Here is a 16,592-nt window from a genome sequence, read left to right as displayed (position 1 = left end):
TATCGAGGCCTTATCACCAAATAATTCTATTGTGGCAAACTATCGGAGGTGCTTAAATGTTCAAACCAGGGGTAACTGTATGGTACAGTGTCAAGAGCTTGGATCAAACGATTGATTTTTACAAGGAGAAGCTAGGCTTCGAAGTAAACTTCCATGATCCCGACACTGGCATGGCTATGGTCAATACGAACACGAAGGATTGTATCATTGGCTTTTCGGAGGCAGAAGAGGTCGTCCCTTCCACTTCTTCCACCGTATTCGAGGTTTATGACATCGTACATACCAGAGAGTTGCTGGAGCAGCGCGGCGTCCGATTTATCGGCGATACCGAAACGGTGCCAGGCATGGCCAAGCTCGCGACGTTCGTCGATCCGGACGGGCATAATCTGATGTTATCCGAAGAGTTGGAGTCCGCCTGAACACGGAACAACGTATTCTAGGCCTGGCTCAAGAGCTGTCGGGACAATGGACCGTTCCTTTGCTGCTGGAGGTTGAGCCTAGCGGCGGCAGGTTCACTCCGCTGCAAAATCGGCTGCAGATTACGCCAGCACGGCTTAGCGACAATTTAAAGCGGATGGCTGAGCATGGGCTGCTCCGGCATTTGTCGCCGCTGGAACGACGCCACCCCGCCTTGCCTGAATATGTGTTGACCGAAAAGGGATTACTGCTGCGGGATGCGGCCAAAGCCGTTCAATCCGCCGAAGGCATGCTGGGATACGGTCGACTCTCGGCAAAAGCCTGGAATCTTCCTCTTCTGCTCGCTCTTCATTACGAGCATACGAGGTTCCAGGATATCCGATTCGCTTTGGGCCAGGTCACGCCTCGCATGCTGTCGGGACGGCTGGACGAGCTGCAGCTGATCGGCGCGGTGGACAAGTCCATTGCGGAGCTGCCCCGTCCGGCATATATTTACTTGCTCCATCAGGATTCGAAGCCGCCCGTCCGGCGTTTGGCAGCCGATCTATCGTCCCTCTTGTAGCGACACAGGCGACGTTAATTGCACGATCCGAGCCGCATTTTGCTCCGTTTCGACCAAATAATTTCAACGATCAACGATTCATCTGCTGGTCCGTTATGTATAACAACGCTGCATTGTATCTAACGACGACAAAAAAACCGCGGAAGCTCCGCGGTTTTTCTTCTGCATTTATTAAAATGTCATTAAGCTCTCAGAGTCTTCAAAGCGCCGCTCCATGCCACGACTTGGTCCAGCATCGCGTTGACATTCGTCAGATGAAGGTCAGCCGGTTTGAAGACGGAGTAGTTTTCGAAGTCTGTGAACAGCGACAGTGTCGGATGAACGCGTACGTCAGCGACCGACAGCTCGCCCAGAATGCCGCGAAGGTGCTCTGCAGCACGCGCTCCGCCAGTGGAGCCATAGCTGACGATGCCTGCAGCTTTGTCATTCCATGCCTCGCGAGCAGAATCCACAGCGTTTTTAAGCGAGCCAGTAATGCTATGATTGTATTCCTGTACGATAAATACAAAGCCGTCCAAGCTGCTCAGCTTGGCATTCCAAGCCGCCAAGCCCGGCTCTTCGCCTGTACCCTCGCCGAGGAAAGGAAGATTGTATTCTGCGATGTCCACGATTTCGTAAGAAGCGTCGCCGCGTCCATCCGCTATGCCTTTAACCCATTCTCCAACCTGTGGACTTACACGTCCTTGACGCGTGCTGCCCAGAATAATACCGATATTCAAATTCGACATTTCTTTACCTCCTGAATTTAAGTTAGTTAATAACTATATAATACTTAGTTAGTATAACTCTTTTAGTAGCAAAAGGGAAGTGTGTAATTTAAAATTATCCGATTCCTAAACATGCCAACTGTTCAAGGAATAAAAAGATTGCTGTGCTAATCACTCCGCATCATCATCGCGCGTATTTGCTCCATTACAACCTAATCATGTTTTCCTATTCAACAAAAAAAGCCAGCCCAATATTTCGACTGACCCTAATTGTTCATAAGCATGTCTTGGCGCGCCTATACAACCGCACCTGACCAGGAAGGCTCCGTACAGCGCAAGGCTAAAAAATCGTTGGCACCATGCCGCCGTCCATGCGAATCGGCGAACCCCTGAATGCGGCTGCATACGGACTGCAGAGAAAGGCAGCAAGTCTGCCGATCTCATGTGGACGTATAAATCGTCGCAGCTCGGATTGGGGCAGGCTGGACTCCATAAATTGCCGCTCCTTTGCCGCGAATGTTAAGCCCTTCTCCGAATAGAGGCCATTAACGATGCCTTCCACGTTCTCCGAAAGCGTCGGTCCAGGCAAAATACTGTTTACCGTTACCTCTGTTCCTGCCGTCAGTTTCGACAAGCTTCTGGACAAGGACAGAAGCATCGTTTTGGTCATGGCATACTGGGGCATATGACCTGCCGGCATAACGGCCTCCTCGCTTCCGATAAAGATCAGCCGTCCGAAATTGTTAGCAACCATTTTAGGCAAATAAAATTTGGACAAGCCGTTCGCAGCCAAGACATTTGTACGGAAGTATCTCTCCCATACCTCGTCTTGCACGTCGGCGTAGTTCATCATTTCATAAATCCCCATGTTGTTGATTAAAATATCCACATGAGGAAAAGCTTCGAACAACCGCGCCCTCTGCCCGCTATCGACCAGATCGGCCGCGGCATTGCGCGGGTTCGTATCCGGGTAACGTTCCTTCAGTTCCCGGACGACACTTTCAGCTTCATCCGCATTCCGACCGTTTACGTATATATGCACGCCTTCCTTGGCAAGCTCCAACGCGATCGCTTTCCCGATCCCTTTGGTGGATCCCGTTACCAACGCCGTTCTATTCGCCAACCCCATCTCCATATCACATGTCTCCTTTTTTTTCGGTCTATGTAATAGGTTACCTTGTTCGAGGCGAAGGGTAACTAGCATGATGCGTCAATGTTCTTGCGAAACGCGCCAATATGCCGGCGTAACGCCCTCCCAGCCACGGAAAGCGCGATAGAATGAGTTTTGGTCCTCGTATCCGACTAGGAAGGCGACCTCCTTAATATCCAGCATATCATTCGCCAGGTAGTGCAGAGCCTGTTCATGCCTGGACTGCGACAACAGCGCCTTGAAACTTGTAGCCTCTCGTACAAGACGCCGCTGGAGCGTTCGTTCGCTCATGCCCAGCTCTTTGGCGACGGCTCTCATCTCGGGTCTTCCACTTGAAAGCATACCCTTTATTATATATTTCACCGCATTGCTGATGGTGCGGACGGCATTACGCTGGTCTAATGCGTCCTCCAGCACGGGAGTCAAGATTTCCAACAACTCTTCGTTGTAAGAAAGGAAGGGAAGATCCAGATCGCTCCGCCGAAGAGTCAGACGATTGTTCGGTGCGCCGGTCCGTATTCTACAGCCAAAATAAGCTTCCAACGCTTCCACGTCGTCACCCATGTCTTCTGTAAACTCAACACTCTTCGCCGTTAAATGACGGCCTGTTCCCCGGCGACCAAGCTCCATCAGGCATGCCAGCGTAATCCCTGCCAAGACGGGCGGCCCGCTCTTAAAGGTTTGCTGCCATCCAAGCTCGATCCTGCATATATCCCCTTCTTCATGGATAGTCAGACTCTCGGGAGGACATAGCTGCTTGTACTTGGTCATTCGATTTAGAGCATCCCGGAAGTCGCGGGCGTGATAAGTAGCTAAGACGGATGGCGGATACTTTGCCGTCTCGAAAGCTGTTGCCAGACCAATGATTGCCTGGGCGGTACTGCCCACAAGCTCCGCAAACGCCCGCCAAATCGCGAAATAATGCGAAGCGGACACCTCGGCACCAGTAATTTCGTCCAGCGGAAGTCCCGTTTGCCTGGCAATATCCCCAGGCTGTATCCCCATTTGGCGAATGCTTCCCCATAATCCAAGCGGCACCTTCACGCGGTCAGAGGTAAACGTCATGTTCCCTGAGAACCCCCCTTTTGCAGCAGTGTGATACTGTTTGTTTTACATAGCAAGTGTTTTAATTTGCCGGCGCATCCTCCGCTCCTACCGGCAGTCGCACCTGGAATTTTGTACGAATGACGTTGCTGTCCGCCGTTATCCTCCCCTGATGCTGCTTCACGATATTGCGCGCGATGAACAGGCCGAGCCCCGTGCTGCCCTCATGATAGGTTCGAGCCTTATCGCTCGTATAGAACATGTCGAAAATATAGGGCAGATCCTCCGGTGCAATAAAGTCGCCGTAGTTCGTAATCTCGACGACAACCTCTTCGCCCTCCAGTCGGCCATGGATGTCGATAAATTGGCCGCCGCCGCCATAATGGACGGCGTTGCTGATCAGATTCTCGAATACCCGGGCCAGGAGTTCTCCATCGCCTTGAATGACAAGCGAAGGAGCCACATCCATTCTCGCGGTCAATCCGCGGTTCTCCAGCTGTGGATAAAACTCTTCGCTCATCTGATGCAGCAGCTCGCTCAGATCCATGGGATTGCGAACGATATCGAGCTTTCCGTAGTTCATGCGCGTCACTTCGAACAATTCGTCGATCAGATGCTCCAGACGCTGAGACTTCGAATAGGCTATCATCGCATAATGTTGAATCTGTTCCTGCGGCAAGTCCCCGTTTTTTAGAATAAAGTCCAAATAACCGATCACCGAAGTGAGCGGCGTGCGAAGATCATGCGCCAAATTCAATACTAGCTGCTCCTTGCTGCTCTCGGCGGCATCCCCCCGCTCCTGCGCTTCCATCAGCTTCTCTCCGGCCAGATTGATATCCCGCGCGATATCGCCGAATTCATCCGTCGAAGCAATATGGACCTTAGCATCGAACTGCCCCGCCGCAAGAGAACGAATGCCTCCGGATATGTCGTGGAAGTAACGAGCGTACCGCTTCGTCAGCAAGAAAAAAAACCAGACCGCCAATGGGATAAAGAAGATCAGGAAGAAGTTGACGTCACCGACCTGGCGGATGAAATACCGGATCTTGGTCGACGGGTCTTCTAGCTTGGTCGTATAGTAATAAAGCTGGGAGACTCTGTAGATCGCGAAGGTGATCGCGGCCGCGAATCCCATGCTGAGTCCGAATAACAGCAGCATTCTGAACCTGAAGCTTCGGAATACGTTACCCATGGAATGAATACCCGACTCCCCATATGGTTTTGATCAGCTGGTTCTTGCTGGTATCCTCGCCCAGCTTCTTGCGCAGAGTGCGAATATGCACCATGACGGTATTATTGCCTTCGTAATAAACCTCGCCCCATACATGCCGGAAAATATGCTCCGAGCTGAACACCTTCTTGGGATGGCTGGCCAATAGATGAAGAATGTCGAATTCCTTTGGCGTTAAGTTGACGGGACGTCCGTCCACGACAACCCTTCGTTCGTCAGGATGGATGACGACGCCTCCGGCGCCGACAACGGGTCTTTCGGCAGCGTCGGCCTTGCTGAACTGAAGCGACCTTCTCAAATGCGCGTTTACGCGTGCGACAAGCTCCATGGGGTTAAACGGCTTCGTCATATAATCGTCGGCCCCTTGAACGAGGCCTGTTATTTTATCGAGATCGGAGCTTTTTGCGCTCAGGAAGATGATGGGCATATGATGACGATCCCGAATATGTTTGGTCACCTCATAACCGTCCAACTTCGGCATCATAATATCCAGAATCGCCAGATCGATCCGATGCTTGACGACTGCCTCCACGGCAGCCTGCCCATCCGCCGCCTTGATGCAGCTGTATCCTTCCTTCGACAGATGCATCTCCACCAGATCCGCGATCTCCGTGTCGTCGTCCGCGATCAATATCGTAATGGCTTTCAATTACTTGCCCTCCTATGGCTGCAGTTGTCCATTTATTGTATCAGATTGTCCCAATCCGCGCAGCCCGCGGCTTCTCTTGAGCTTTGTCCTGGCCCTTGAGCCATCCTCGACATCGAAAATACAGCCTATAAACCAGGTATCCGTTAACGCCTCCGAAAGTGTTCAAAAGGATATCGTCCACATCGAAAGAGCCGATGGCAAACGTAGCCTGCAGCAGCTCCAGAAACAAGCTTAGGACGAACGCATTTTTCGCCGTTGCGGCCAGGGCTCCCCCACTTCGATTTTTCATCATGCCAAGCAGCATGCCGAACGGGACGAAGATGGCGATATTCCCGTAAACGTTCAGGTACCCATGGTTCGTTCCCAATTCTAACGCGCGCTTAATCTCATGCAAGGGAACAAGATTCCCCTGCCCCATCCGATCCGCGATTCGAAAGGGATCCTGCAAGCTGGCTCGAAGCTGCTCTCCCAGATACATGAGATCAATGCTATAGCCCTTGAATAGGACTATTTTGAACAGCGCATAGATATAGAAGGCAAAAATCACGTACAGCAAGACGATTCTTAACTTCATGCTAGATAAAACTCCTTTCCAGGATAATTCGCTATATTCGTTAAGGATAAGGATATCGGAGAATATTTAAATAATTGAACGGTTAGTTCTAAAAAATTTATTAAATTGGCATCATAGCCCAGCATGTTGACTCCATTACTGCAATATTTCCTAAACAGAAATAAAACGGCAGTCCGAATACGCTCATTCGGACTGCCGTTTGTTGTTTTCTACACCTTGATCTTAAGCAAAGCATGCTGCAAATGCTGTGCCATCTCGCTCATCGCTTGCGACGAACGGGTCATCCCCTGCACGGCCTCCAGCTGGGAAGCGGCCAAGATCGCCACCTCTTCGGAACGCTGGGCAGCCATCGCGGCAATGTCGGCGATCGTATGGGCTGCGGATGCAGCCTCCTCCGTGCTCGCGGACATCTCCTCGGAAGCTGCCGAGAGCTCCTGCGATTCTTCCGCGACGAATTGGAACCGGTCCACAAGCGCCCTCATCGTCTCTTCCGCGTCCTGAGACAACCGCACCCCTTCCCGGATCTCGTCATTCCCGGCTGTCATACGCTCCGCAATCGTCGAAGATTCCTCTTGGATGCTGGTCAGGAGCGAAGCGATATCCGCCACGGCCGTACCCGACGAATCCGCCAGCTTGCGGACCTCGGCCGCGACGACCGCGAATCCCTTTCCGTGCTCGCCGGCTCTGGCCGCTTCTATGGACGCGTTTAAGGCCAGCAGCTTCGTCTGTTCGGCGATATCCCTTATGGATATGAGCGCGTTGACGATGGCATCGGAATGGCTCTCCAGCATATGGACGGAATCATGGGTCCCCCGAGACACGTCCTCGATTCTGGCCATCTGTCCTCTGATGCCGGCGATGGTGGCCAAACCTGCCGAAGCTTTTTCCAGCGCGGAACGCGATGCATCTGCAACAAGCAGGGACGAGCGGGATACACGCTCAACGCCGGATGTAATATCCTCCATCGATCGGGATGTCTCCACCGTGCTTACTTGCTGGGCACGAGCGCCATCCTTCATCTGCCCCATCGCTTCATCGATCGTACGATTCATGTCCAGCAGTCCGGCGGACTGGTCGGCAAACTGCCCGCTCGTCTCCACAAGCTGCCGGGAAGTCCGATTCGCCTGGGATACGATGTCCCGGAAGATAACGTTCAGCTTGCCGGACATGTCCGCCATCGCGCGATAGGCCGCTCCGATCTCGTTTCGGGAACGGAAGTCGCTGCCCTGCAGCAGCTTCTCCGCCTCTGCCAGCCTGCCTGAAGCCATATCCTCTGCAGCCGTGACGATCACCTTAAGCGGACGCAGCGCCCGCGACAGCAGGAAGAGAATGGTCAGGATCGCGATTAGCGTCAATATTGCAATCGCTATGAAGACAGGCACGCTGTCCCCGATAACGGAGTCCGCGATTTCCTTAACATCCGCAGCTGCCGTATCGATGCCGATTACGCCGATCACCTCTCCCACTTCGTTTCTGACGGGAGAATAGGTTGAGATATAATCTCCGTATTCCGGATTGCTGATCATAGGAGAGGCCGCAATCTTGCCCTGCTGCAAGTTCGCTATTGCGGCGGGAGGGATATCCGTCACCTCTCCGATTGGCGAAGCGAGCTCGGAGCCCTTGGGCTGACCGTCGATTAATATGACGGGGTTGTTCTGTTCGTCAATAACGACGAAATATACATATAAAGCGCCGATCTGGGATCTGTACCGATCCAGCTCGGCCCGAAGCGTCCAATATTGTTCGTTCTCCTTCGGCTGCTGCAGGAATTGTTCATACGCAGGCGCATTCATTCCGGCGGCATAACTCTCCGCAAGCTTCATTCCGTAGCTCCGTATGGCCGACTCGCTTGCTTGTTTGGCATTGCCGATCTGGGTTACGGCGGCGGCCGTCAACAACAACAGCATGATGGCCACAATCGCCGATGCCAACCTTACGACCAATCTCCCTTTTTTTCTGTCTGCAGATTCCATGAGCGCGCATTCTCCTCAATTTCACGTTTGTTAAGATTGCATTTGACAAAGTTCGACCTAAAGACCCTGTTTTCCTGCTAGTTCGCTATACCTAGTCCTACGAAATTCAGCATCATTATCGTCCTCCTCACCTCAGTGAAAGCACAAATGGGTGAAGATTAAATGAAAGTTTGATTTCTTCATTGATATCGGACAGGAATCGTTTTATAAAGAGAGTAGAGCAATGATTAATTTGCTACTTCATGAAGAGATGAGGAGATGAACGCATGGACGGAACAGTTACTACCAGCGGAGGCAAATGTCCGGTAATGCACGGCGGCGCGACCAGTCATCAATCTAGCGGAACAACGAACAGACATTGGTGGCCGGGACAATTGAATTTGAACATCCTGCACCAGCACGATCGCAAGTCCAACCCGCTAGGCGAGGACTTTGATTATGCCGAGCAATTTAAAAGTCTGGATTTCTACGCGCTTAAGCAGGACCTTCGCGATCTGATGACGGACAGCCAGGATTGGTGGCCCGCCGACTACGGACATTATGGCCCCTTCTTTATCCGCATGGCATGGCACTCCGCAGGTACGTATCGTACAGGCGATGGCCGAGGCGGAGCTGGCTCCGGCACACAGCGTTTCGCTCCGCTTAACAGTTGGCCCGACAACGGCAACCTTGATAAAGCACGAAGGCTGTTATGGCCAATCAAACAAAAGTATGGCAACAAAATTTCGTGGGCGGACTTGTTCGCGCTGACCGGCAATGTCGCCATTGAATCCATGGGCGGAAAAACGTTCGGCTTCGGCGGCGGACGTCCCGACGTCTGGCATCCGGAAGAAGACATCTATTGGGGAGCCGAAAAGGAGTGGCTCGGCGATTCCCGCTACACGGGCGACCGTGAACTCGAGAATCCGCTCGCCGCGGTACAGATGGGCCTCATCTACGTTAATCCGGAAGGGCCCAACGGCAATCCCGATCCGCTCGCGAGCGCGCGCGACATTCGCGAAACGTTTGCGCGGATGGGAATGAACGACGAAGAAACCGTCGCGCTGGTTGCGGGCGGCCATACTTTTGGCAAAGCGCATGGCGCCGGCGATGCGGCGCTGGTGGGACCGGCTCCCGAAGCGGCGCCGCTCGAAGATCAAGGCCTGGGATGGATCAGCGCACATGGCAGCGGCAAAGGCCGCGACACCATTACTAGCGGCGTGGAAGGCGCCTGGACCGCTAATCCGACGCAATGGGACAACGGCTTCTTCGAGTTGTTGTTCGGCTACGAATGGGAGTTGACAAAAAGCCCGGCAGGCGCCCACCAATGGGCACCGGTAGATCCCGCCGATGAGCATCTGGCACCGGATGCCGAGGACGCCTCCATCCGCGTGAAAACGATGATGACGACGGCGGATATGGCGCTCCGCATGGATCCCGCTTACGAGGCGATCTCGCGCCGTTTCTACGAGAATCCCGAGGATTTCGCGGACACCTTCGCTCGCGCATGGTTCAAGCTCATGCATCGCGACATGGGGCCTCGCTCCCGATATCTGGGTCCCGAAGTACCGGACGAAGTGCTGATTTGGCAAGATCCCGTACCGACTGTCGATTATGTATTAACGGATGCGGATGCCGCAGAATTAAAAACCCTGATTCTGGATTCCGGCTTGACCGTAGGCGAACTGGTCACGACCGCTTGGGCTTCCGCCAGCACCTACCGCGGTTCGGATATGCGCGGCGGCGCCAATGGCGCTCGCATCCGGTTATCCCCTCAGAAGGATTGGGAGGTCAACCAGCCGCTCCAGCTTGACAAGGTGCTCACGATTCTGCAAGGGATTAAGGACGACTGGGAGAAGGAGGTCAGTCTGGCCGATCTTATCGTACTGGGAGGCAGCGCAGCCGTCGAGAAGGCAGCGCGGGATGCCGGTTTTGACGTTTCGGTGCCATTTACTCCCGGGAGGGGCGATGCTTCGCAGGAGGAGACGGACGTTGACGGCTTCGCCGTGCTGGAGCCCCTATCCGACGGATTCCGCAACTACCAGCAGAAACACTATGCCGTTACGGCGGAAGAATTGTTGTTGGATAAAGCGCAGCTGCTGGGCCTGACGGCGCCGGAATTGACCGTTCTCGTTGGCGGCATGCGCGTGCTTGGGACCAACTACGGAGGTACGAGGCATGGCGTGTTCACGGATACCGTAGGAACGTTGACGAACGACTTCTTCGTAAACCTGCTGGACATGAACGTCGCTTGGAAGCCCGTCGGAAGCAACACGTACGAAGGCAGAGACCGCCAGTCGGGCGAGGTAATCCGCACGGCGACACGGGCCGATCTTGTATTCGGCTCCAATTCCGTTCTGCGCGCCATAGCCGAATTGTACGCTCAAAACGACAATCGCGAGAAATTCGTGCGGGACTTTATTGCCGCTTGGGTAAAAGTGATGAACGCGGATCGATTCGATCTGGCTTAGTAATACTCAAGGCTAAACGGCTGACTCCAAAGTGTAAGTATGACGTGAGAATATTCACATATACAAGCGAAAGCCACATATACAAGCGAAAGGACCTCAGTTCCACTTCAAAGTGGGGGCTGAGGTCCTTCTTCTTGAAGAAAGGTGTTTCCAAAGGGGCGGAAAAAACGCCATTCCATAGACGTTTATAACGACTATGGAGCATGAAAAGGCTGCAAAACCATTCCATAGGCGTTTTTAACGACTATGGAGCATGAAAAGGCTCTGTCAGGGATAAAACACACAGACTGTTCTCAACCGCCTAGGTATGAATATCCGATCGGACAATCTCTTACTTATAGGTTTCACCATCTCCCATAATAAACTCGTTGCCGGGGCTGTAAGTGGCATGGTCCGAAAATCGGCCTCTCATCACATTTGTGCATTTCTCCCCAATTTCTTAGACAAATGGGAACCCTGCAAAGGAAATTGTACGAAAATACACAAATTCTCGCTTCCCATAGGCGTTCGGGGCCTCTTTGAACCAATATTTGTGTATATATGTATAAATGTACGAATAAATGGCTCTTTCCTCATCATAATTGTGTATTTTCGCTCAATTGTTGTACCGTAAGTGAAAATAGCCAAGGCGCACACTAGTGCCAGCACTCCGCCAATCCAGCACTGCTATAAAACAAGGCGTCTGCAAAGCCATCCCATAGACGTTTATAGCGACTTTAAAACTTTCAAGAGCATCCAGCGGCCTGCCACTTTTAAGCCCCTGAATGCGGCCAGCCAATAAAGTAAAGGCCTGTGACCAGATGTTCCAGCATGGAACAAACGGCGTCACAGGCCAAGTTCATTTTCCTTCATGGGGGTCGCCGAATGGACATAACAGCAGTTAGAGATAGCCCCTTGTCCACGCGTACGTTTATTTGTTCCCCGTCACTCCCGCTTTCGCTACCTTAAAGCGGTGAGCGGCATCCTTTAATTCCGTTGCCATGACATGAAGCGCCTGCGAAGATTGCGATATACTTTCCATCGATGCGATCTGCTCCTCCGTCGAGGCGGAGATCATCTCCGAGCTTTCGGCCGACTGGCCTGCCACGCGCTCCAGCTCCTGCAACGATGCGTAGATTTGCTCCGTGCTGGCGGACATCTCTTCGGCAGAAGCCGAGGCTTCCTGAATTTGCGCAACCACTTCCTGGGTCGCCTCCACGATCCGGGAGAAGGAATCGCCCGTCTCTTCGATCTCAACCATGCCCTGCCGGAACTGATTGCTTCCCGTCTCTGTCGAGCTAAACGCAGCCGAAATGTCGGCCTGGACATCGTTTACGAGCGTATTGATTTGCTCCGCCGAGAGGCTTGACATCTCCGCCAGCTTTTTCACCTCCGCCGCCACGACCGCGAAACCTCTTCCCTGCTCTCCCGCTCTCGCCGCTTCGATAGAAGCATTTAACGATAACAGGCTTGTCTGCGAAGCAATCTCGGACATCGTCGTCACAATGCCGCTAATCTCCCTCGATCGTTCGCTTAACACGGCCATAATGCCGGAGATATCGTCTATCGCCCGTCCAGCCGTCGCCATTTTGTCGACGGTGAGACGGATGTGCCGGAATCCTTGCTCCGCCGCTTCCTTGGACCGAACCGACGTTTCGTAAGCCAAGGTTGAAGTATCCGCGATTCGCGCGATGCCAAGCGCCATCTCTTCCATGGCCTTCGAGCTTTGTTCCGTGCTGATGGCTTGCGATTCGATCCCCGTGACAATCCCTTGCGTGGACTCCGCGATTTGCCTGGATGCTTGAGTCGTCTCCGCGATTGAGGTCTGCAGCCCGTGCGACGACGAAGAGACGTTGTCCGAGCTTTGGATCACTTGTCTGACCAGCTTGCTTATGGATTGTTTCATCGTGTTGAAGTCATCCGCCAATTGCCCGATCTCATCCTTGTTCCGAATGGCAAGCGGCTCCGAGGTTAGATCGCCCCCTGCAACCTTGCGCGCCTCTGCCGCTACTTTTTTGACCGGTCCCGCAATATGGTTGGAAAATAAGATGACCAGGATCGTGCCGACGATGATGCATAATACGAGAGTCGTCAACGTAGAATACAAGATTCGAGTCTGGCCTTCATTGTAATCATGGTAGTAGGACCCCGCGACGATATTCCAGTCCCACTCCGGCATGTTTATGGCGTATGTAATCTTAAGCGCTTCATGACCGTCGCCCCCAAGCGGCCAATCGTAATACGTAAATCCGCCGCCGCTTTGACCTTGCCGAATCACATCCTGTATATAATAGAAGCCGTCCGAGGTTTTTTTGTCCCATAGATTTTCGCCTTCTTGCTTGGGATGCGCGATAAGATCGCCCTTGGAGTTGACGACGTAATAATACCCGTTTTCGCCGAGGTCGATATTTTCGTTGATAGGCCTGGTGCCGTCCTCGTTTCTGCTCCCGAGCATGATGCTTTTCACTTCTTCTTGCGCCTCTTCCAGCGACAATTGTCCGTTCTCCACCATATCATTGAAGGCGGCAACGTTCTGCACCATCAGTTTTACGCTATTCGCCAGATTGTTTCGAATTAATAAATCCGTTTCGGACTTCGCATCCCTATAGGTATCGAATGCAATGATTGAACTTGGAATGATCAGCAGCAGTATGCAGAATAACAACATCTTTTTGCGGATCGTCCAATTAAATTTTGTAACGTAAGCACCACCAGTCTTGCCCATTTGTTCCAGCTCCCCCAGAGATAAATGATGTCGATCAACCCGTCTTTTTTATGTATGATCGCCAATATAGTACTATATTCCTATTATTATAAGATAGTTTTCTGCCAGTGCGGTGTGACATATGTCACGAATTTTCAAACGATTAACGATTAAAATTGACCATATGATTGCCAAATGATAGCGTTAATCATGCAGTTATTCATTTGATATTGCAGGAGGGAATGACATGTCGGAAATCAAGCTTAAAGTTGAATACGACGAATACGAGGACGGCAAACGAATCGAGACGGAACTGGAAAAGCTCGCGGCAAGTCCCGAGGGCGCGGCCCTCGAAAGTTTGATCATCGGAGACTGGGGACAGGCTTACGAGAACAGCTCCGAAGACATTGTAAAGGCTCTCGTAGAGCACAAGGATCGTTTTCCTGCCTTGCGCAAGCTGTTCATCGGCGATATGAGCTTCGAGGAATGCGAGATTTCGTGGATCGTGCAGAGCGATCTCTCCCCTTTGCTCGGCGCGTTCCCTGAACTGCAATCGCTCAAGATTCAAGGCGGCAACGAGCTGGTGTTGAGCAGCCTGAAGCACGACAAGCTGGAAGAGCTGATTATTATAAGCGGAGGGCTGGGCAAAGACGTGCTCGCCTCCATCGCAAGCGCCCAGCTCCCGAACCTGCGCAAGTTGGAGCTCTATCTCGGCGTCGACGATTACGGCTTCGACGGCGGCTTGGAAGACGTGCTTCCGTTGATCGAGCCCGATAAATTCCCTAAATTGACCTATTTGGGTCTCAAAAATAGCGAAATCCAAGACGAAATCGCGCTGGCTGTCGCCAATGCGCCAATTCTGGACCGGCTCGAATCGCTAGACCTGTCGCTCGGCACCTTGACGGATGAAGGCGCGGAAGCGCTGCTCGCCAGCGAGCGGATCAAAGGCTTGAAGGGAATCGACCTGCACTATCATTACATGTCCGAAGAGATGGTGAAACGCTGGCAGCAGAGCGGACTGCCCGCAGATGTCAGCGACAGGCAGCAGTCCGACGACGACGAGGATTGGCGTTATCCTTCCATTACAGAGTAAATCGGCGGAGAGGCCGCTCATCGTCATAGGCATGCCGGGCGACAAACGAACCGGCGGCATCGCGCTCGCGCGGGAGAGGCTTGGACTGCCTACGGCGCTGATTATCCCGTTGGCGGGACTGCTGGGAGAGCAGCCGCTCGACTTGCGTGAGCAGGCGGAGCCATGGCTAAAGACGCAGCGATCCGAGAACGCTCCGCTGCTGCGTCTGGAATCGCCCGGCGGCAGCTTCGAGATAGAGCGTGCGATTATCGCGCTCGGCGCTCCCGACGGGATCGCCTGCGAGGAGGATGACTCGCTGCACCCGTACAGCGGACGCCCGGACCCGCAGCCCATGAGCGCCGTTGCCGCGCTGCGGCTGAAAGAATCGCCCGGCCGGTTGTACCACCCGGCGCAATGGTATCGCGGCTACTGCCGCTTGCTGGCGAGGCTTCGGCGGCAAGGGGCGGAGCTGCATGGTGCGGAATGGCAGAACGATCCCGCGGATATTGCGGCGATGACGGATAAGCGACGAACCCAGGAGCTGCTGGCGGCTGCCGGCATCGCGATACCGAGACCGGTCGTCGGTGACGAGCCCATCACAGGCTATGAGTCGTTGCGCAACGCGATGCTGAAGGCGCGCATGCACCGCGTCTTTACTAAGCTGGCAAGCGGCTCCGCCGCTTCCGGAGTTATCGCTTACCAGCTCCACCCCGTAACGGGTGCCGAGATCGCCATGACGACGATCGGCATGGAACGTTACAACGCCCGTCCGCCTATCTTTTACAACTCTGGCAAGTTGAAACGATATACGGAATCCGCTGACATTGCCGCTATTATGAACTGGCTCTACCGACATGGCGCATACGCTGAGCAGTGGATTGCCAAGCGAGGTCATGACGGCCGCGCGTTCGACATCCGGCAGCTCGTCGTAGGCGGCAAGCCTTGCCACGCCATCGCTCGCGTCAGCCGGACGCCGATCACGAACCTTCACCTGCGCAGCGAACGAATGTCGCTGGAGGAGGCGGGCTTGGCGGAGGAAGCGATTCGGCGTGTCGGAAGCACTGCGGCGGCCGCGGCGGCCGTCTTTCCCCGCAGCGCGGTCGCGGGTATCGATGTCCTCGTTGCGGAAGGCTCGGACCGCTGCTACGTGGCCGACGTCAATCCGTTCGGCGACCTCCTTTATGGGGCCCTGCACGAGGGTTTGGATCCCTACGAATGGGAAATGCGCGGACTGTTCGGACATCAGGATAAGCTGGCGCAAAGGATGAATGAAACATGATCACAGATATGAATGCCATTGTCGGCACGCACGATATTTTGATGATTACGCTGGACACGCTTCGTTACGATGCGGCCGTGCTGGAGGAGAAAAACTGCCCGAATTTGTGCGGCGGCGGCTCCTGGGAGAAACGCCATACGCCCGGCAGCTTTACGTATGCCGCGCATCACGCGTTTTTCGGCGGCTTCCTGCCGACTCCCGCCACGACGGACAAGTCGGGGCATATCCGTCTCTTCCACTCCAGCCGCACCGGCATGAAGACGGATCCCCGCACATGGCTGTTCGATACGCCGGATATCGTATCTGGACTTGCGGCCGAAGGGTATAAGACGGTTTGCATCGGCGGGGTTATTTTTTTTAGCAAAAAAGTGCCGTTGGCCCGCGTGCTGCCCGCTTACTTCCAGCACAGCTATTGGCGCATGAACTTTGGCGTAACCAATCCCAGGTCCACGGAGCATCAAGTGAACCATGCTCTGGGGCTGCTTGACGGAACGCCGCTGGACCAGCGGCTGTTTCTGTTTATGAACGTGTCCGCGATTCATGGACCGTCCCATCATTATGTCGAGGGAGCGCGCCGGGACTCCGTCGACACCCAGCGCGCCGCCCTTCGTTACGTGGACGGCGAATTAGGCCGGCTTTTCCAAAGGCTCCGTGAGCGCGGCAAGCCCGTCTTCTGCCTCGTCTTCTCCGATCACGGCGAAGCGTTCGGCGAAGACGGCTACCATGGGCACCGGCTTGCGCATGAGACCGTATGGGACGTGCCTTACCGGGAATTCATTCTTTAAAGGTTGTTCAAAAAGT

14 protein-coding genes are annotated in these 16,592 nt (G+C 53.8%); 6 read left to right on the top strand and 8 right to left on the bottom strand.

The window, feature by feature from the left end; genetic code table 11:
• The first annotated feature begins 56 nt into the window (after positions 1 to 56).
• The gene (locus B1748_RS22360) at positions 57 to 419 is read left to right on the top strand and encodes a VOC family protein (RefSeq protein WP_087570168.1); all 363 of its coding nucleotides are present in this window, start codon (positions 57 to 59) and stop codon (positions 417 to 419) included.
• On the top strand, positions 395 to 979 hold the full coding sequence (locus B1748_RS22355; protein ID WP_306299339.1) for a winged helix-turn-helix transcriptional regulator: 585 nt from the start codon (positions 395 to 397) through the stop codon (positions 977 to 979). The genes B1748_RS22360 and B1748_RS22355 overlap by 25 nt, the downstream gene beginning before the upstream one ends.
• Before the next feature lie 182 nt (positions 980 to 1,161).
• Here the strand turns inward: B1748_RS22355 and B1748_RS22350 are convergent, their stop codons facing one another.
• From B1748_RS22350 to B1748_RS22320, 7 genes are all read right to left on the bottom strand, one after another.
• A complete protein-coding gene (locus B1748_RS22350) occupies positions 1,162 to 1,707 on the bottom strand; it encodes an NADPH-dependent FMN reductase (protein WP_087570166.1) in 546 nt (181 codons plus the stop codon).
• Positions 1,708 to 2,026: 319 nt separating this feature from the next.
• Positions 2,027 to 2,821 (bottom strand): SDR family NAD(P)-dependent oxidoreductase, encoded by a 795-nt coding sequence (locus B1748_RS22345; RefSeq protein WP_087570165.1) that lies wholly within the window; start codon positions 2,819 to 2,821, stop codon positions 2,027 to 2,029.
• A gap of 75 nt (positions 2,822 to 2,896) precedes the next feature.
• Positions 2,897 to 3,901 (bottom strand): AraC family transcriptional regulator, encoded by a 1,005-nt coding sequence (locus tag B1748_RS22340; RefSeq protein WP_256975869.1) that lies wholly within the window; start codon positions 3,899 to 3,901, stop codon positions 2,897 to 2,899.
• Between the two features lie 61 nt (positions 3,902 to 3,962).
• The gene (locus B1748_RS22335) at positions 3,963 to 5,072 is read right to left on the bottom strand and encodes a HAMP domain-containing sensor histidine kinase (protein WP_087570164.1); all 1,110 of its coding nucleotides are present in this window, start codon (positions 5,070 to 5,072) and stop codon (positions 3,963 to 3,965) included.
• Complete coding sequence (locus B1748_RS22330; RefSeq protein WP_087570163.1) at positions 5,065 to 5,760, bottom strand: response regulator transcription factor; 696 nt, start codon at positions 5,758 to 5,760, stop codon at positions 5,065 to 5,067. Before B1748_RS22330 ends, B1748_RS22335 begins: the two co-directional genes overlap by 8 nt.
• A 40-nt stretch (positions 5,761 to 5,800) precedes the next feature.
• Positions 5,801 to 6,334, bottom strand: a complete 534-nt coding sequence (locus B1748_RS22325; RefSeq protein ID WP_087570162.1) for a VanZ family protein — start codon at positions 6,332 to 6,334, stop codon at positions 5,801 to 5,803.
• 209 nt (positions 6,335 to 6,543) lie between these two features.
• Entirely contained in the window at positions 6,544 to 8,307 is a 1,764-nt protein-coding gene (locus tag B1748_RS22320; protein WP_087570161.1) for a methyl-accepting chemotaxis protein, read from the bottom strand.
• A 266-nt stretch (positions 8,308 to 8,573) separates the two neighbouring features.
• On the opposite strand from B1748_RS22320, the gene katG reads away from it, so the two are divergent.
• Positions 8,574 to 10,757: a catalase/peroxidase HPI gene (gene katG / locus B1748_RS22315; protein ID WP_087570160.1), complete on the top strand. Its 2,184-nt coding sequence runs from the start codon at positions 8,574 to 8,576 to the stop codon at positions 10,755 to 10,757.
• 910 nt (positions 10,758 to 11,667) lie between these two features.
• Here the strand turns inward: katG and B1748_RS22310 are convergent.
• Positions 11,668 to 13,461, bottom strand: a complete 1,794-nt coding sequence (locus B1748_RS22310) for a methyl-accepting chemotaxis protein (RefSeq protein ID WP_087570159.1) — start codon at positions 13,459 to 13,461, stop codon at positions 11,668 to 11,670.
• A gap of 226 nt (positions 13,462 to 13,687) precedes the next feature.
• Here B1748_RS22310 and B1748_RS22305 point away from each other — a divergent pair, with 226 nt between their 5' ends.
• Genes B1748_RS22305 through B1748_RS22295 form a run of 3 tightly spaced genes read left to right on the top strand, consistent with a single transcriptional unit; the run spans position 13,688 to position 16,576 of the window.
• The gene (locus tag B1748_RS22305) at positions 13,688 to 14,533 is read left to right on the top strand and encodes an STM4015 family protein (RefSeq protein WP_087570158.1); all 846 of its coding nucleotides are present in this window, start codon (positions 13,688 to 13,690) and stop codon (positions 14,531 to 14,533) included.
• Positions 14,469 to 15,791, top strand: coding sequence for an STM4014 family protein (locus tag B1748_RS22300; RefSeq protein ID WP_179215742.1), 1,323 nt, complete (start codon positions 14,469 to 14,471; stop codon positions 15,789 to 15,791). The genes B1748_RS22305 and B1748_RS22300 overlap by 65 nt, the downstream gene beginning before the upstream one ends.
• The gene (locus B1748_RS22295) at positions 15,791 to 16,576 is read left to right on the top strand and encodes an STM4013/SEN3800 family hydrolase (protein WP_087570238.1); all 786 of its coding nucleotides are present in this window, start codon (positions 15,791 to 15,793) and stop codon (positions 16,574 to 16,576) included. The genes B1748_RS22300 and B1748_RS22295 overlap by 1 nt, the downstream gene beginning before the upstream one ends.
• Positions 16,577 to 16,592 lie beyond the last annotated feature (16 nt).

Origin of the sequence: Paenibacillus sp. MY03, assembly GCF_002165585.1 — a bacterium.
GTDB lineage: Bacteria > Bacillota > Bacilli > Paenibacillales > Paenibacillaceae > Pristimantibacillus > Pristimantibacillus agaridevorans.
Note: the sequence above shows the minus strand (reverse complement) of the source record. Positions and strands in the feature narration are given on the sequence as shown.

Excerpts from the sequence above, each read along its gene's own strand:
- B1748_RS22310 (WP_087570159.1), bottom strand. The coding sequence starts at position 13,461 with ATGGGCAAGACTGGTGGTGCTTACGTTACAAAATTTAATTGGACGATC.
- B1748_RS22360 (WP_087570168.1), top strand. The coding sequence starts at position 57 with ATGTTCAAACCAGGGGTAACTGTATGGTACAGTGTCAAGAGCTTGGAT.
- B1748_RS22305 (WP_087570158.1), top strand. The coding sequence starts at position 13,688 with ATGTCGGAAATCAAGCTTAAAGTTGAATACGACGAATACGAGGACGGC.
- B1748_RS22345 (WP_087570165.1), bottom strand. The coding sequence starts at position 2,821 with ATGGAGATGGGGTTGGCGAATAGAACGGCGTTGGTAACGGGATCCACC.
- B1748_RS22325 (WP_087570162.1), bottom strand. The coding sequence starts at position 6,334 with ATGAAGTTAAGAATCGTCTTGCTGTACGTGATTTTTGCCTTCTATATC.
- B1748_RS22320 (WP_087570161.1), bottom strand. The coding sequence starts at position 8,307 with ATGGAATCTGCAGACAGAAAAAAAGGGAGATTGGTCGTAAGGTTGGCA.
- B1748_RS22300 (WP_179215742.1), top strand. The coding sequence starts at position 14,469 with ATGTCAGCGACAGGCAGCAGTCCGACGACGACGAGGATTGGCGTTATC.
- katG (WP_087570160.1), top strand. The coding sequence starts at position 8,574 with ATGGACGGAACAGTTACTACCAGCGGAGGCAAATGTCCGGTAATGCAC.
- B1748_RS22340 (WP_256975869.1), bottom strand. The coding sequence starts at position 3,901 with ATGACGTTTACCTCTGACCGCGTGAAGGTGCCGCTTGGATTATGGGGA.
- B1748_RS22335 (WP_087570164.1), bottom strand. The coding sequence starts at position 5,072 with ATGGGTAACGTATTCCGAAGCTTCAGGTTCAGAATGCTGCTGTTATTC.
- B1748_RS22350 (WP_087570166.1), bottom strand. The coding sequence starts at position 1,707 with ATGTCGAATTTGAATATCGGTATTATTCTGGGCAGCACGCGTCAAGGA.